Origin of the sequence: Trinickia acidisoli (assembly GCF_017315725.1) — a bacterium.
GTDB lineage: Bacteria > Pseudomonadota > Gammaproteobacteria > Burkholderiales > Burkholderiaceae > Trinickia > Trinickia acidisoli.
This window is the reverse complement of sequence record NZ_JAFLRG010000002.1, coordinates 863,218-878,468: the sequence shown is the minus strand read 5'-3', so window position 1 is coordinate 878,468 and position 15,251 is coordinate 863,218. Positions and strand designations below refer to the sequence as shown.

The 15,251-nt window shown below is 59.5% G+C and carries 14 protein-coding genes; 8 read left to right on the top strand and 6 right to left on the bottom strand.

Translation table 11 applies throughout. The features are described from left to right. Positions 1 to 26: 26 nt before the first annotated feature. Both J3485_RS22465 and J3485_RS22460 read right to left on the bottom strand, forming a co-directional pair. Entirely contained in the window at positions 27 to 1,025 is a 999-nt protein-coding gene (locus J3485_RS22465; RefSeq protein WP_206956515.1) for a transketolase family protein, read from the bottom strand. Next, entirely contained in the window at positions 1,022 to 1,867 is an 846-nt protein-coding gene (locus J3485_RS22460; RefSeq protein WP_374192459.1) for a transketolase, read from the bottom strand. The genes J3485_RS22465 and J3485_RS22460 overlap by 4 nt, the downstream gene beginning before the upstream one ends. 214 nt (positions 1,868 to 2,081) lie before the next feature. On the opposite strand from J3485_RS22460, the gene gcvA reads away from it, so the two are divergent. Next, entirely contained in the window at positions 2,082 to 2,972 is an 891-nt protein-coding gene (gene gcvA, locus J3485_RS22455) for a transcriptional regulator GcvA (RefSeq protein WP_206956513.1), read from the top strand. 48 nt (positions 2,973 to 3,020) lie between these two features. On the opposite strand, the gene pdxR is transcribed toward gcvA, so the two are convergent. Next, positions 3,021 to 4,478, bottom strand: a complete 1,458-nt coding sequence (pdxR, locus tag J3485_RS22450; protein WP_206956512.1) for a MocR-like pyridoxine biosynthesis transcription factor PdxR — start codon at positions 4,476 to 4,478, stop codon at positions 3,021 to 3,023. A gap of 92 nt (positions 4,479 to 4,570) precedes the next feature. On the opposite strand from pdxR, the gene J3485_RS22445 reads away from it, so the two are divergent. The 7 genes from J3485_RS22445 to J3485_RS22415 all read left to right on the top strand — a co-directional run bounded on the left by J3485_RS22445 (position 4,571) and on the right by J3485_RS22415 (position 11,692). Next, a complete protein-coding gene (locus J3485_RS22445) occupies positions 4,571 to 5,452 on the top strand; it encodes a nuclear transport factor 2 family protein (protein WP_206956511.1) in 882 nt (293 codons plus the stop codon). A 64-nt stretch (positions 5,453 to 5,516) separates the two neighbouring features. After that, the gene (locus J3485_RS22440; RefSeq protein ID WP_206956510.1) at positions 5,517 to 6,941 is read left to right on the top strand and encodes an aldehyde dehydrogenase family protein; all 1,425 of its coding nucleotides are present in this window, start codon (positions 5,517 to 5,519) and stop codon (positions 6,939 to 6,941) included. 77 nt (positions 6,942 to 7,018) lie between these two features. After that, a complete protein-coding gene (locus J3485_RS22435; RefSeq protein ID WP_206956509.1) occupies positions 7,019 to 9,151 on the top strand; it encodes a molybdopterin-containing oxidoreductase family protein in 2,133 nt (710 codons plus the stop codon). Further along, a complete protein-coding gene (locus J3485_RS22430; RefSeq protein WP_206956508.1) occupies positions 9,148 to 9,453 on the top strand; it encodes a ferredoxin family protein in 306 nt (101 codons plus the stop codon). The genes J3485_RS22435 and J3485_RS22430 overlap by 4 nt, the downstream gene beginning before the upstream one ends. A gap of 9 nt (positions 9,454 to 9,462) precedes the next feature. Continuing rightward, positions 9,463 to 10,839 (top strand): FAD-dependent oxidoreductase, encoded by a 1,377-nt coding sequence (locus tag J3485_RS22425; protein WP_206956507.1) that lies wholly within the window; start codon positions 9,463 to 9,465, stop codon positions 10,837 to 10,839. A gap of 211 nt (positions 10,840 to 11,050) precedes the next feature. Further along, entirely contained in the window at positions 11,051 to 11,350 is a 300-nt protein-coding gene (locus tag J3485_RS22420; RefSeq protein ID WP_206956506.1) for a hypothetical protein, read from the top strand. A gap of 174 nt (positions 11,351 to 11,524) precedes the next feature. Further along, positions 11,525 to 11,692, top strand: a complete 168-nt coding sequence (locus J3485_RS22415) for a hypothetical protein (protein WP_206956505.1) — start codon at positions 11,525 to 11,527, stop codon at positions 11,690 to 11,692. 28 nt (positions 11,693 to 11,720) lie between these two features. Here the strand turns inward: J3485_RS22415 and J3485_RS22410 are convergent, their stop codons facing one another. The 3 genes from J3485_RS22410 to J3485_RS22400 form a co-directional block, all read right to left on the bottom strand. Further along, positions 11,721 to 13,094 carry an ATP-binding protein gene (locus tag J3485_RS22410; protein WP_206956504.1) on the bottom strand — a complete coding sequence of 458 codons (1,374 nt, stop codon included), beginning with the start codon at positions 13,092 to 13,094 and terminating at the stop codon, positions 11,721 to 11,723. Then, a complete protein-coding gene (locus J3485_RS22405; RefSeq protein ID WP_206956503.1) occupies positions 13,091 to 13,753 on the bottom strand; it encodes a response regulator in 663 nt (220 codons plus the stop codon). Before J3485_RS22405 ends, J3485_RS22410 begins: the two co-directional genes overlap by 4 nt. A gap of 84 nt (positions 13,754 to 13,837) precedes the next feature. Beyond that, positions 13,838 to 15,244 carry a GGDEF domain-containing protein gene (locus tag J3485_RS22400; RefSeq protein WP_206956502.1) on the bottom strand — a complete coding sequence of 469 codons (1,407 nt, stop codon included), beginning with the start codon at positions 15,242 to 15,244 and terminating at the stop codon, positions 13,838 to 13,840. Between the last annotated feature and the right edge of the window lie 7 nt (positions 15,245 to 15,251).

The following is a 15,251-nucleotide window of genomic DNA, read 5'->3' as shown; positions in this document are numbered from 1 at the left end:
GAATGCGCCGACGCATCGAGTCGGTTTCAGCGAAGCCAAACCTTGATCGTGTCGGCAATTGCCGTGGTCGAGATGCGATAGCGGTCGTGCAGCGTGGGTAGCGCGCCCGCGTCGAGAAAGGCGTCGGGCAGGCCGATCTGTCGGAACGGCGGCGTCACGCCGTTGGCGAGCAGCAGCGTAGCGACCGCTTCGCCCAGGCCGCCGATCACGGTATGGTTTTCGGCGACGACGACGAGACGCCCGCTGCGCTTGGCCTCGCGCAGAATCGCGACCGTATCGAGCGGCTTGATCGTCGGCACATGCAATACACCCACCCCGATTCGATCGAACTCGAGCGCTTTGGCAACTTCGAGCGCACGCATGGTCATGATTCCCGACGAGACGATGAGCACGTCCGCTCCATCGCGCAGCATCTTCGCCTTGCCGATTTCGAAGCGGTAGTCGTACTCGTCGAGCACGACGGGCACGTTGCCGCGCAAGAGCCGCGCATACACGGGGCCTCGATGGTCCGCCATCGCCGGCACCATCTGCTCGATGTCGATTGCATCGCACGGATCGATCACGGTGAGGTTCGGCATCGCACGGAACAGCGCCAAATCCTCGGCGGCTTGATGGCTGGGCCCATACCCCGTCGTCAAGCCCGGCAAGGCGCAGGCGATTTTGACGTCGAGGTTGTCCTCGGCAATGGCCTGATGAATGAAATCGTAGGCACGGCGCGCCGCGAACACCGCATAGGTCGTCACGAACGGCAACGCGCCCTCGTGCGCCATGCCGGCAGCCGCGCCGAACAGCAATTGCTCGGCCATGCCCATTTGGTAGAACCGCTCGGGGTATGCCTTCGCAAAAATGTGCAAGTCCGTGTACTTGCCGAGATCGGCGGTCATGCCCACCACGTTGCCGCGTTCTCGCGCCAGTTCGACGAGCGCATGCCCGAACGGCGCCGAACGTGTCTTTTGCCCTTCGCCCGCAATCGAGGCGATCATCGCGGACGTCTTCATCCGCGGTTTCGACGCAGTTGTGCTCATGCGGGCCTCCCGGCGTCGAGCGCCGCCAATGCCAGTTGCCACTCGTGGGGTTCGACGCGAATGAAGTGATTCTTCTCGCGTGCCTCGAGGAACGGCACGCCGCTCCCCATCTTCGTATCGCAAACGATCATTCGGGGACGTTGTCCGGCATGGGCGCGCGCCGCATCGAACGCATCGATGACGGCGGCCAGATCGTTGCCGTTCACGCGCTGCACGTACCAGCCGAATGCTTCGAGCTTGTCGACGAGCGGCTCGAACGCCATGATTTGGCTCGAGGGCCCGTCCGCCTGCTGATTGTTCACGTCGACGATGCCGATCAAATTGTCGAGCTTCCAATGCGCCGCCGACATGATCGCTTCCCATACAGATCCCTCATCGAGTTCGCCGTCTGAAAACAGCGTATAGACGAGTGAGCCGGAACCCTTGCGCTTGAGCCCGAGGCAGCGGCCGACCGCAATCGCGAGGCCTTGCCCGAGCGAGCCGCCCGACATCTCCATGCCCGGTGTGTAGCTCGCCATCCCCGACATCGGCAGGCGGCTGTCGTCGCTGCCATAGGTTTCCAATTCCGCTTCGGGAATGATGCCGGCCTCGATCAGGGCGGCATAGAGCGCGATGGCGTAGTGGCCGTTGGAAAGCAGAAAGCGATCGCGCTCCTCCCATTCCGGATCTTCGGGCTTGAGCCTCAGCGCGTCGCAGTATGCGACCGCCAGGACGTCCGCAATATCGAGTGCCTGCGCGATGTAGCCTTGCCCCTGCACCTCGCCCATCCGCACTGCGTTGCGCCGGATGCGGTACGCGCACTGTGCGAGATAAGCGTGACGTCCGCTGTCGCTCCTAGTCACTATGTCCTCCTTTGGCGGTCCGCGCATCTCATGCGCGGGCGCTTTCGATTGCCGAATGCGAGCGGCAACGTGCCTGTGCTCGCTTTGCACTGGTGGTCTTGCGAGCCCTTTCGCCGCAGTCATCGCCAGTGAAGAAAGCGTAACGGCTTGAATTGCTGCGCTCAAACGAATTACGATGCCCCTATCGTTGAATTCAATTCATGTTGACGCTGCAATGCACAATCGCATCACGCTCAAGTCGATCCAGGCATTCGAGGCCGCGGCGCGCCTCTCGTCGTTTGCGCTTGCGGCCGAAGAACTCTTCGTGACGCCGTCGGCGGTCAGTCATCAGATCAAGCTTCTCGAGGAGCAGTTGAACATCAAACTGTTCCATCGCGTGCACCGCGCGGCAATCCTGACCGACTCGGGCCGGCAATATGCAGAAGAAATCACGGCGGCATTCACGCGGATCGAACATGCGACGCGCGAGATCGGCCGCGTGGAGAAAAGCGACATCCTCACGATCCACTGCACGCCGAGCTTCGCCACGCAATGGCTGATGCCGCGCCTGGCTCGCTTCAGTTCATTGCACCCGGACATCGACGTGCGGCTCAACGCCTCCACGGGCGCGGTGGACCTCGTCTCCGAGAGCGTCGACGTCGATATCCGATATGGCGCGCGCAAGCTGCAGCCGCCCGGTACGATGGTGCTCGAACTGCCGCCGGAAACCGTCGTGCCCTTGTGCGCTCCCGCGCTTGCGCAGGGCCCGCATCCGATCGCGCGTGTCGCCGATTTGCGCGAGCACGCACTCATTCACAGCGAAGGCTGTTTGGTCGGTTGGCGCGATTGGATGCGGCTGCATCGCAAGATCCCGCTCGATATCACGCGCGGCCCGCGCTTCGATCGCTCATTCATGTCGATCAGCGCTGCCGTCGACGGCTTAGGGGTGTGTCTCGAGAGTTTGTTGCTCGCGCAACGAGAGCTCGAATCGGGGCGACTCGTGGCGCCGCTCGGCTTGGAAGGATTGAAGGTGCAAGGCTATACGTTGAACTTACTCAAATCGCGCGCCGATTTGCCGAAGTTGCGCAGCTTTCAGGATTGGCTGTTCGTCGAGTTGGAGAAGTAACGAGGGGATGCGCCGATATGCCTTGCCACATAACGCTTCAAGGATTGTTCAGGCTCGACCATCGAGCAGACGTCCCAGCTTTTTGGCGCCGGCCCTGATCGAAGCATTATCGAGTGCGGAAAATCCAAGCATCCAGCCCTGCCGAGCAGAATCACCGATATATAAGGGCGAAAGGCAGGCAAGCTCGAGTCCTGCTTTTTTCGCATCGCGTGCCACGTTCAAGTCCGACGGCACGTCCGCGCAGACGGTAACTTGCAAGCCGGCTCGTTCCGGCGAAGTTCTCCATACTCGCGGAACATGTTCGGCCAACGACTCGAGAAGACAGTCGCATCGACTCGTGTAGAGCCGGCGCATTTGCCGTATATGCGCCGTGAAGTGTCCCTCCGCAATGAACTCCGCCGCGATTGCCTGAGAAAGGTACGGCGGGTGCCCATCTTGCGTCGTTCTTGCCGTGACGAAAGAGGCAACCAGGCCTGGCGGGAGAACCATGTAGCCTATACGCAGCGACGGAAACATCGACTTCGAGAAAGTACCGACGTAGATGACGCGTCCCCGCTTGTCGAGCCCCTGTAGCGACGGCAATGCCTGTGCGTCGTAGCGAAACTCACTGTCGTAGTCATCCTCCACGATCCATGTGTTCTGGAGAAATGCATCGGTCACGATCTGCATCCGTCTTTCCATCGACAAGATAGCGCCGGTCGGATATTGATGGCCCGGGGTTAGATAAGCAATCTTCGGTGCGGGACGTTCCGAGGCAGGCGGCACGCATATCCCTTTCTCATCGACCGGAATGCCAACCACGGCTGCCCCCGCACTGACGAGCGCGGTGTATGCGCCCGTATAACAAGGATCCTCGACCCAAACAGGGTCTCCCGGGTCGATCAAAAGCGTAAAGATCAACGTCAGGGCCTGCTGAGAACTCGTCGTGACAACGATCTGCTCCGGACTGCATTGAACGTTGCGGTACTGAAACAGATAGCTTGAAATCGCAGATCTCAGTTCCGGCAAACCCTGAGGATCGCCATAACCCATCGCAATCATGGGATCGGATCTCAGTTTCCTCGCCGCGATCCTGCGCCAGATTTCATGAGGAAAAGCCGGTAAGTCGGGAAAACCCGCTGTGAATGCATGAGCGACTCTCGCATCCACGCAGCCTCCTGTCGCAACCAATTCGCTCCCCCGCCGAGAGAGTTGCGCTTGTATCAGCCTTCCCGATTTGCGGCGCGCGTCGGTCGAGGGCATCGTCAGTGCGACAAACGTCCCATCGCCCACCCGTCTAACGACATAGCCCTCAGCCTCCAACCGGCCGTAGGCGGCTTCCACGGTGATGCGAGACACCTGCAGATCAATCGCGAGCACGCGGCTGGCAGGCAGCCTGTCACCCGAACCCAAGTAACCGGCCCCCACGGCGCCTCGCACGGTACTGCAGATTCTTTCCGTCAAAGACAAATGCGAGTTTTCGTCCCGCTCGAACAAAGACAACCACGTGGCATCCCGCGTTTTCATGTAATGGCCTTATGGTCCGCTTCTGAATGGTCTCAAGTATAGGTCCACATCGAACTAACATGAATACACCCTAACGACACCGGCAGAATGACATGACCGACACTTCCGACCAGAACCGGGCAGCGCTGGATCGCTTCCTTTCCGCGTGGGCAACGCATGATCCGGATACCGTGCTCGAAACCGTTCATCCGGACTTCGTTTACTCGTCTTCCGTTGGCCCCGAGCCCGGCTCGACCTGGAAGACATCGACGGAGCTCCGCGACGGGTTGAGCGCAATGTTCGCCTACGACGCAGGTTCTGAAGTCCGCATCGACGATATCGCGATCGTCGGCGATGTCGGGTTCCAGACTTGGACTTACCGCTTCAGGCAAGCCGATGGCAGCGAGGAAGTATCCATCGGATGTGACTTACTGCGTTTCCGGGACGGCAAGCTTTTTTCGAAAAACGCCTTCAGAAAGATCAAGGCGCCACCTTTGATTCACGCCCAGCGGGATGCGCAAGGTGCGTCCGCTACTCACAGCCTGGGATGCTATCGGCCGCGGCATTTCACTTTCCATGGAATCTGGAATCTCGACGCGATCGACCTGAAGGTCTACGGCATCAGCGTGAGCCCCAACGGGCTAGAAGGCGGTGTCCTGGAGGCAGCTTTCGAACATGTACGGAATCGCACGCCTGAGATCGATGAAGCAGGAGGCTCCGAGAAGGTTGGGTTCGTCGTCATTCACGCAGGAAAGGACGCTACCTGGCTACTGTTGAACTGGTGGGCCAACACGGATATCCGCTGCCAGCTACTTTCTTCAAACGATGGATTGCCCGGCAGTTCTTTCAAGCCCGTCACGCAGCCTTTCGCTAGCTGCGTATGGGAGGAAGTGGTGATAAACGCAGAGCGTAACGCGTGGGTGAACGCGATATCGCAGGAATATCCCGACAAGGAAACGTACCTTACCGCGCATCTAGCGCCTGGGGCGTATTGAGTTCGGCGCACTGAGTAGATCGATCGGGTGAATTGAGTTTGGATCTGTCAAAGAGAAACATCATATGAAAATGTACGTAGCTGGCGAGTGGAGCGAGGGACACGGCGTTTTTGAAGTGCGGAATCCAGAGAATCTCGACATTTTGGATGTCGTACCGTTCGCCAGTGATTCCGACGTCGAACGCGCCATCGATTTCGCCCATAACGTTGGGGCACCGGCCGCGCGCCGCGTTCCCACCTATCGCCGGGCTGACGTTCTGCGAAGCGTGTCCATATTGCTGGAGGAGCGATTCGATAGTTTTGCGACATCGATCGCTAGCGAGGGAATAAAAACGATCAAGGAGGCGAGGCGTGAGGTCACACGCGCCATCCAGACTTTATCGTTCTGCGCGGATCATGCAGGGGCCGTCGGTCATGACAGCATAACGTTCGATCGCCAGCCTCACGGTAGCGGTCGAACCGGTTACGTGATGCGCGAACCGATAGGCGTCGTCCTTGCCATAACGCCTTTTAACGATCCTCTGAATCTTGTCGCTCATAAAGTCGGCCCGGCAATCGCCAGCGGAAACGCCGTTCTTCTCAAGCCCCACTCGGCCACACCGCTCACCAGTTTGATGCTGGCGCAATGCTTTGAGGAAGCGGGGCTTCCGGCCGGTCAACTCCAGGTCTTAACGGGACCAGGCCGCACAGTAGGTTCGGCGATGGTTTCCGACGAGCGCATCAATATGATCACTTTCACTGGAGGGTACGCGACGGGGACGAGCATCGCGAAAGCTGCCGGCGTAAAGAAACTTGCAATGGAACTCGGGAGTAATGCTGCAACGATCCTCCTTCGCGACGCAGATCTGTCCCTTGCCATTCCTGATTGTTTGTCCGGCGCCTACTGGGCTGCCGGCCAAAACTGCCTTCACGTCCAGCGCCTCATCGTCGAAACGCCCATCTACGAAGAGGTTCGCGAGCGGTTCGTCGACGGATCGCGTCATATCGTAACGGGTAGCAAGCTCGACGAAACAACGGACATGGGCCCGCTGATCAATCGGGCAGCCATCGAGCGGGTCAATCAGATGGTTTACGCAGCGACTGAGCGAGGTGCTCGGGTACTGACCGGCGGCGAGCATGCGGGGAGTTTTTATCGACCCACTGTGATCGAAAACACTCGGTCAGACGACTCGCTTTGTCGTGAAGAAGTATACGGGCCTGTGACCGTCATCCAGCGCGCCGATGATTTCGACCATGCAATCCACCTCGCGAACGATTCCCACTATGGCCTCCAGGCTGGAATTTTCACGAAGAATCTTGATTATGCACTGCGCGCTTCGACTGATTTGAAGTGCGGCACCGTTGTGATCAATGGTTCCACCGATTTCCGCGTCGATACCGCGCCGTTTGGTGGAAGAAACCGATCCGGAATAGGAAGAGAAGGCGTCGAAGCCTCTGTCAGAGAGATGTCTGAAACAAAGGTCGTTTGTTTTAACACGGGCACCGATTAGAGCGAGAGATCCACCGGAAGCACGTTTCATTTTTCAAGTGCGGCCATCATGTCTGCGGATTCAGAGGCGGCAAAACCATGCAGCAACCTATCACGAATTCAACCTCAGCAGAGGTCATCGAGCGCTCTGTGAGAGGCGTCTGTTCACACGATTGCCCGGATTCATGTGCGTGGGACGTTACCGTACGCGATGAAAAGGCGACGGCGCTGCGTGGCGCCCCCGACCATCCGATCACACGAGGCGGGCTGTGTGCAAAAGTCAGTCATTTCCTCGAGCGTGTTTACAATCCCGATCGAGTTCTGTACCCGCTAAAGAGGACGGGCCCCAAGGGCGCGGGAGAATTCACACGTGTCTCCTGGGATGAGGCGTTGTCCGATGTCGCCGCGCGTCTTAACAAGATGATCGAGACGGTTGGACCGCAAGCCATTTTGCCCTTTAGCTTTGCCGGTTCACAGGGCCTGCTCGAATACTGCTCGCTCGACAGACGCTTCGCGTCGTTTGTCGGGACAAGCCAACTTGAACGTTCGTTGTGCGGCGACACCGCGAGCGCGGGATTAGCCGCTACACAAGGCAACGCGAAAGGCATCGACCCGTTGGATCTCGCGCACAGTCGGTTCATCGTGCTGTGGGGTACCAACACGATGACAAACAACCTTCATTTGTGGCCCACCATTCGGCAGGCGCAGAGTGCGGGCGCCAAGATCGTAGTAATCGATCCATTGGTGACCAAGACTGCCGCCGCCGCCGACTGGCATATCCGACCGTTTCCTGGCTCGGATGGTGCTTTAGCGCTCGGCATGATGCACGTAATCGTGCGCGAAAAATTGCACGACTCGGATTACATCCAAGCTCATACCAAGGGATTCGAAAAGCTGCGGGAAAGGTTGCAGGAATATTCTCCCGAAAAGGTATCTCGGATCACAGGGCTTTCGGAAGACGAGATCGAAAGATTCGCCATCGCTTATGCCAGCACCGCGCCAGCCGCAATCCGCCTGATGATCGGGCTGGAGCACCACGAAAACGGCGCGATGATGTTTCGAACGATAGCCTGTCTGCCCGCGCTGATCGGCGCGTGGAAAGTGCGAGGAGGAGGCTTGGTCCGCTCCACCTTCGCGGTGCTGGGCGAAATGCTCAACTTCGACAAGTTGACAAGGCCCGATCTGGCGCGCGCCTCGTCACGGGTTTTCAACATGGCGAGACTGGGCGAGATTCTGAATGACACGACTCTCGATCCAAAAGTCGACGCGCTGCTTGTGTACAACTGCAATCCGGCAGTCATCGTTCCGAATGCGGCCAGCGTTCGCCGCGGGCTGGAGCGCGAAGATTTGCTGACCGTCGTCCTCGATCAATTCGTGACCGATACGGCGAAATACGCCGATTACGTGTTTCCAGCTTCGACGCAGATAGAAAAGCTCGATATCGTCCCATCGTGGGGATTCCTGAACATTGCACTGAATCGCCCCGCCATCGAACCACTAGGCGAATCGGTTTCGAATACGGAATTCTTTCGGCGGCTATCCAAGGCGATGGGACTCACCGAAGCGGCACTCTTCGACGACGACGAAACATTGGTTAGAGATGTATTGGATGTCGAGCACCCGTGGATGCACAACGTCAACTTCGAATCGTTGTCCGAAAACGGATGGCGTCGAGTTGATGTACCTGACGGTTGGTTGCCGTTTAAAGACGGCGGATTCACCACGCCGTCGGGCAAGCTCGAATTTTATTCGGAGTCGTTGGAAGCCGCGGGCTTTGACCCACTCCCCGAGTTCAAGCCGCTCGAAGAAAGTCCCGGGGGAAATGCGCAGCTTTTCGCACGTTACCCCTTGATCCTGATCACGAAGAAATCATCACACTTTCTGAACACCTGTTACTCGAACATGGCGCGACATCGGCGATCCGAAGAACCTTGTTCGATAGATATCTGTCGGCAGGATGCCGAGCATCGAGGAATTTCCGACGGAGATGTCGTTGAAGTATTCAATGACCGAGGATGCATCTCGGTGACGGCAAGGATAAGCGATAAAGTTCGCGCCGGACTTGTCTCGATGCCTTTTGCCTGGCCCGCGGAAGGCGAGCGAAACAAGGGCGTGGCCAATATGCTCACCAATGACCAACTTTCAGACTGGGGTGGCGGTGCCGCCTTCCACGATACGTTGGTCGAGGTAAGGCAAGCGGCAGTTGAGAATTCGACAGAGGAGATGCCATGACCATCGTTGTTACCGACAATTGCCAAGGGTGCAGGTTTACCGAGTGCGTAACTGTATGCCCGGTTGCAGCCTTCCGCCTTGGTGAAAGCATGCTCTACATCGACCCGGCAGTCTGTATAGATTGTTCGGCGTGCGTGCCGAAGTGCCCGGTCAATGCGATTTTCGACGAGTTCGATCTTCCCGAGGACAAACGCGAATGGGTCGAAATCAACGCCAGGGAATCGCTGCTGAAGCCACCCATCGCGATACAGCATGCACCGCTGCCGGGTGCTGAACAACGCAGAGCGGAACTGGGTTTCTAGGAGGCTCCCATGCGCAACCAGTCCGTCGCCATCGTGGGTAGTGGGCCTTCCGCGTTCTTCGCCGCCCAGAACCTGCTTCGCAGTGATAGCAATTTAAAAGTAGATATGTATGAGCGCTTGCCCGTCCCGTTCGGTCTCGTGCGCTTCGGCGTGGCGCCCGATCATCAGAAAATCAAGGCTGTTACTCGGGTATTCGATACGGTAGCAGGCTCCGAACGATTCCGATTCTTCGGCAATGTCCGGGTAGGCCACGACATCGGCGTCGAGACATTAACGACGCTATACAGCGCCCTTCTGATCGCGACTGGCGCGAGTGGTGGAACGCCGCTTGGGATAAAGAACGAGTGGTTGCCCGGCATCGTGGATGCGGCGGATTTCGTCGGCTGGTACAACGGTCACCCAGACTACGCGAGCTTGCCGATCGATCTTGCAACAGTCCGGTCCGTCGTCATCATCGGACAAGGAAATGTAGCTTGCGACGTAGCTCGGATTCTGGCCTCCGCGCCTGACCGCCTTGCCGCAAGCGACATCTCCGGCTACGCATTGAGTCAGCTTCGGACCAGCAGCATTTCAAGCATTCGGATCGTCGGCCGTCGCGGCCCAGCCCAACTGAAGGTGACCGCAGCGGAGCTTCGTGAACTCGTCTCTCTCGAGGGCTGGCATGTCGCGATCGACCCTCGTTATCTCGAACTCAATGACGTCAGCCTGGTCGAACTCGCGGATAGCCGTTCTGCGATGCAACGAACTCTCGTGGAGATATTGAGCACATTGGGACACCGCGAACATCCGCATGGCGCTGATGACCGAATCATCGAATTCGATTTTCTGAGATCGCCGAAAGCAGTCCAAGGTACCGACCGAGTCACCGGACTGGAGTTGACGAGCAACCGTCTGTCCGGGCCGCCGTTTGGTCAGATCGCGCTTTCAGAGGACACGGTAAGCACAGTCCCGTGCGATCTTCTGGTGCGCTGCGTGGGTTACCGCGGACAACGCGTCGATGGGATACCGTTCGATGACCTTTCCGCGCGGATTCCAAATCTCGAAGGTCGAGTGGTTGACGCCCAAGGCAACCGCATTCCCGGGCTCTATACCACCGGCTGGATCAAGCGTGGCCCTACTGGGGTTATCGGCACGAATCTTTCCGACAGCACGGAGACGACGAAGCATATGCTGGGAGATCTAGTCGGCATGCCGGCAGATCGTCCCGCGCCTGACTTGGCGTTTATCCGATCTCTGACCAAGTCTCCAATAGTGAGTTGGAATGATTGGTGTGCGATCAACGAGCAGGAAATTTCCAGTGGTAGGCATCTAGGGAAACCGCGGGAGAAACTCACTTCAATTGAAGACATGATTCACACAGGGCTTTCGAAAGACATCACGGCATGATCGACCGGCCTATCCGTGAAGTGCTTTCGCGTTCGATCGCCCTCATCGCGCTTCGCCAAACTTCATACGCGTAATCTTTCTTACAAGTGCTCACGTTTGTTAAAAGACAGTGCTGGTAAGGTGGTCATCATGCAAACAAACAGCACGAGTCGCGGTTTGGTCTTGCTCGATTCGAGCCAACGCTCGCAACGTAACTCTGGAGGGAGCACTCATGAAGCCGTTAAACAAGAAGCCCCGTTCGATTTTGATCGCTCTCGTCGCCGGCGGCGCGCTGCTTGGAGCGAGCAGCGCGTTCGCGCAATACGCGCCTGAGCAAGCACCGCCCGTGTACGGGCAGGCCCACATGATGCCGGTGGACGTGCAGATCTCGCTCGGCTGGCACGGCGATCGCTATTGGGACGGCCACCGCTATTGGGCGCACGACGACTGGATGCGCCGCCATCCGCATGCGCACGATCCGCGAGGCGATCATCACGACGATCATCGTCCGCCCCCGCCGCATCAGTACTGATTCGTACGACGATGCGCCGGGCAGCGGTACGCCCGTTTAGTGGCCGCAACATCTTTGATCGACGACAGGGCCGGCCGAATGCGCCGGCCCTGTCGCATTGTGCATCGCCGTCCTATCCTTCAAACGGCACGACCGGCGCCGCCTTGGCGCCGGAGCCCACTTGGAGGAACGAAGATGAGATCGCTCAGGATACTTTCCGCGCTATTCATCACGCTCGCGCTTGCGCTTTCCTCGCTATCGGCATCGGGGTGCTCGTCGACCGGCGATTCCATGAATTCGTCGGGCAGCGGCGGTACGAGTAGCGGCAGCAGCAGCGATAGCGGCGGCAACGGCGGTTATTGATGCATGAGCGGCGCATGAGCCACCGCAATCAGCCCGATGCGTTTCCCAAACGAAGATCCGCGGGTGTGGGCCTAAGCGGCGACACCGTCACGGTGAGCCCGCGCCCGTCGGCATTGTTGCGCAACGAAAGCTCGGCACGGTGACGTTTCGCCACGCGCGCTGCGATAGCCAACCCGAGCCCGCTGCCCGCCCCTTGGGTTTCAGTGCCTCGATAGAATCGATCGCAAACGCGCGACAACTCCGCCTCGGGAATGCCGGGGCCCGTATCTCTCACCTCAAACGAAACGCGCCCTGCGTCGCGATGCAAAACAACGTCGACACGTCCCGCATGTGGCGTGTGCCGAATGGCATTGTCGAGCAAATTATTCAGGAGTACTGACAAAGCATGCGGCTCGCCAAGCACGTCGAATGCGTCGTTCGTATCGTTCGTATCGGCGGACGGCGCGATTTCCAATCCGAGGTCGATCGATTTTTCCTCGGCAAGCAACGAAAAATCGCTCACGGCCTGTTCGGCGAGGCGGCGCAATCCAACGCTCGTCAAGGCGGAGTTCGGCTCGGCATCTTCGCGCGCGAGCGCGAGCAACTGCTGCACGAGGCGAATGATGCGGTTGAGCCGCTCTTCGAGTCGTGCGAGCGTCTGACCTTCGCCCCTGAGCGTGCCGTCGCGCTGCGCGGCTTGCAATTGCAGTTTCAGCGCGGTCAGCGGCGAACGCAATTCATGGGCTGCATCGGCAACGAACGTCCGCTGTGCGCTCGATGCGGCATTGAGCCGCTCGAGCAAGTCGTTCAACGCCTCGACGAGCGGAAGGATCTCGATCGGCACGGCACCCTGCAAGCGAACGGGCTCGAGGGCGTCGAGCGAGCGGGTCGATAGCGCGCGCGAAAGCGCACCGATCGGCGCAAGCGCGCGCGTCACCACGAACAGCACCAGGGCCACGATCAACGGCAGCAACAATCCGAGCGGCCACAGCGTGCGCAATGCGAGGCGCAGAGCGAGTGCCTCGCGTACGGAAACAGGCTGGGCAACTTGAATGAAGCGCTCGCTTTGACGCAAGCCGTACACACGCCAATGCTTTTCGCTGCGCTCGATCGTTCGAAAGCCTTCCGCCAATCGCGCGATGCTCGGCGCTTCTTCGGATCGATAAACGAGCCCCCCCTGCGTATTCCATACTTCGATCGCGATGCGATCGTCGGAGATGTCGGTCATCGCGGAGCCATGCGTCAAGGCACCGGTTGCCGCCAGGCTCGGCGGCAGCGAGATCGCCACGGCACGCAACTCGTAATCGAACAGTTCGCTCGCCTCCTCGTGCGCGGTCCGAAAGATTGCATAGCCCGCGACGCACGAGGCCGCAGCAAAACCGAAAATGAGCCAACCGAGCAACCAGCGGCGAATCGACGTCATTCGACGCGCCTCAAGCGATAGCCGACGCCGCGCACGGTCACGATCTGCTCGGCGCCGATCTTGCGCCGCAAGCTATGGACGTGCACTTCGACGGCATTGCTCCCAATCTCTTCGCCCCAGCCGTAAAGCTTCTCTTCGAGTTGAGCCTTCGTTTGCACGCGTGTGGGCGATTCGATCAACGCGCGCAGCAAGGCAAACTCGCGCGGAACGAGCGCTACGGGTACGCCGTTCTTCGTCACTTCGTGCGCGGCGGGATCGAGCGAGAGTTCGCCGTGCGTGTAGACCGGATGCTTCTGGCCCGTACGCCGGCGCAGCAACGCCCGTACGCGAGCGGCCAACTCATCGAGATCGAACGGCTTGACGAGGTAATCGTCGGCCCCCGTGTCGAGGCCGCGCACACGCTCGTCGACGGCATCGCGCGCCGTCAGGATGATGACGGGCGCCGCCCCCCCGGCGTCGCGGTAGGCTTGCAGCACGGCAATCCCGTCCTTCTTCGGCAAGCCTAGATCGAGCAGCACCAAGTCGTACACGCCATTGCCGAGCGAAAGTTCCGCGGCACGGCCGTCTTGGGCCCAATCGACCGCATAGCCGGCCCGGCGCATCGTATCGAGCACGGGCTCCGCGATCATCCGATCGTCTTCGACCAACAGCAAGCGCATGTTTCGTTTGTTTCGAGGTAACGGTGCGCACCGAGCATCGCATAGCGCAGCTTAACGCAGCCTTAAGCCGCGCTAAGCAAGCGCTCAGACCGCAATGACGCAATTGCGCCCGTGCGTCTTGGCCCGTTTCAAGCGATCGCCGGCCGCGCGCATGACGGCGTCGGACGTCGTGCCGTCCGTCCCGAACTGAGCGATACCGATGCTGGCCGTAACAGAAAACCGTTCGCTCCCGCCATCGAATTGCAGCGATTGAATCGCCGTACGGATACGCTCGCCGACCATCAGCGCAGCATCGAGCGCGGCGTGAGGCAGTACGGCCATGAATTCGCCGCCGCCTACGCGCGCGATGCCGTGATAAGGGCGCATTGCCTCGGTGCAGGCCGTCACAACGGTTCTGAGGATGGCGTCGCCCATCTGCTCGCCGAACCGTGCGTTGACGCGCTGCAAATTGTCCAGATCAACAGCCAGCAGCGAGAACGGCGCCCCGCCGCGCTTGGCCGCGCCGACTTCCGCCTCCAAGCGTTCGACGAAGGTGCGCCGGTTCGTTGCACCTGTCATCGGATCGACGGCCGCCAACGATTCGAGCTTTTGGTTGCTGCGTTGCAACTCCTGCAACGCGCTTTCGGTACGCGCCATCTGCTCCCGCAGGCGTGCCATCAATTCCTCTTGGCTGTAGATCGTCGAGAACGAGCGCGTCGTATGAAACGCCTGGACGATGCCGTAGCTGAGCAGGAAAAAGCCGCCGGCGAAGATCGCGTGAGCGAGCCACCACATATGATTCCACGGCTTGCCGAGGAGAAACGCGAGCGACGACATCGCGAACGCCATGACGGAAATGCCGAAGATCTGCATGAGCGGCGAGCGGATCCGACGAACGACTAGGCACGCGACGTTGAGCAGCGAAATCACCATCGCGCCGCCCTCGAGCGAAAGCCGCACGCCGAGCGAGCCGGCGATCGACGAATTCGCGAGTACGGCGACGAGCAAATCGGCGACGACGAATGCGGCGAACCACATGCCCCATAGCCAACGGTCCGTGCGTCGCTCGACGGAATCGGCTTTCGCTTCGTACGAAAGCAGGCCGATGAAAAGCAGGATCGACATGACCAGCCGCGAAGCCGGGCCGTAAAGCAAGAAGAGCCACATGTGGTGATGGGCGAGCGGCGTGAACGCACCGTGCAGCGCGTAGATCAGCACGAAGCCGGTGAAGCCGAGCGTCATCCAGCGCAGAATCGGCTCGCCCGAGAGGCGATAGCATTGCCACGTCACATAGCTGACGAACAAACCCTCGAGCGTGGCGGCTGCGATGGCGAATTCGTGAAACATGTGGCTTTCGAACAGCAGACGCGGGTCTTGAAAGTAGTAAAGGTAGGCGATCAGGTAGGCCGGCAGCAGCGCGAACGCCGCGCGGAGAAAGGCCGCATACCAGCCCGTGATGCGGCGCACGGTGCGAGGGGGATCGCCTACCGGCGCCATCGTTGTCGTATTCATCATGTGT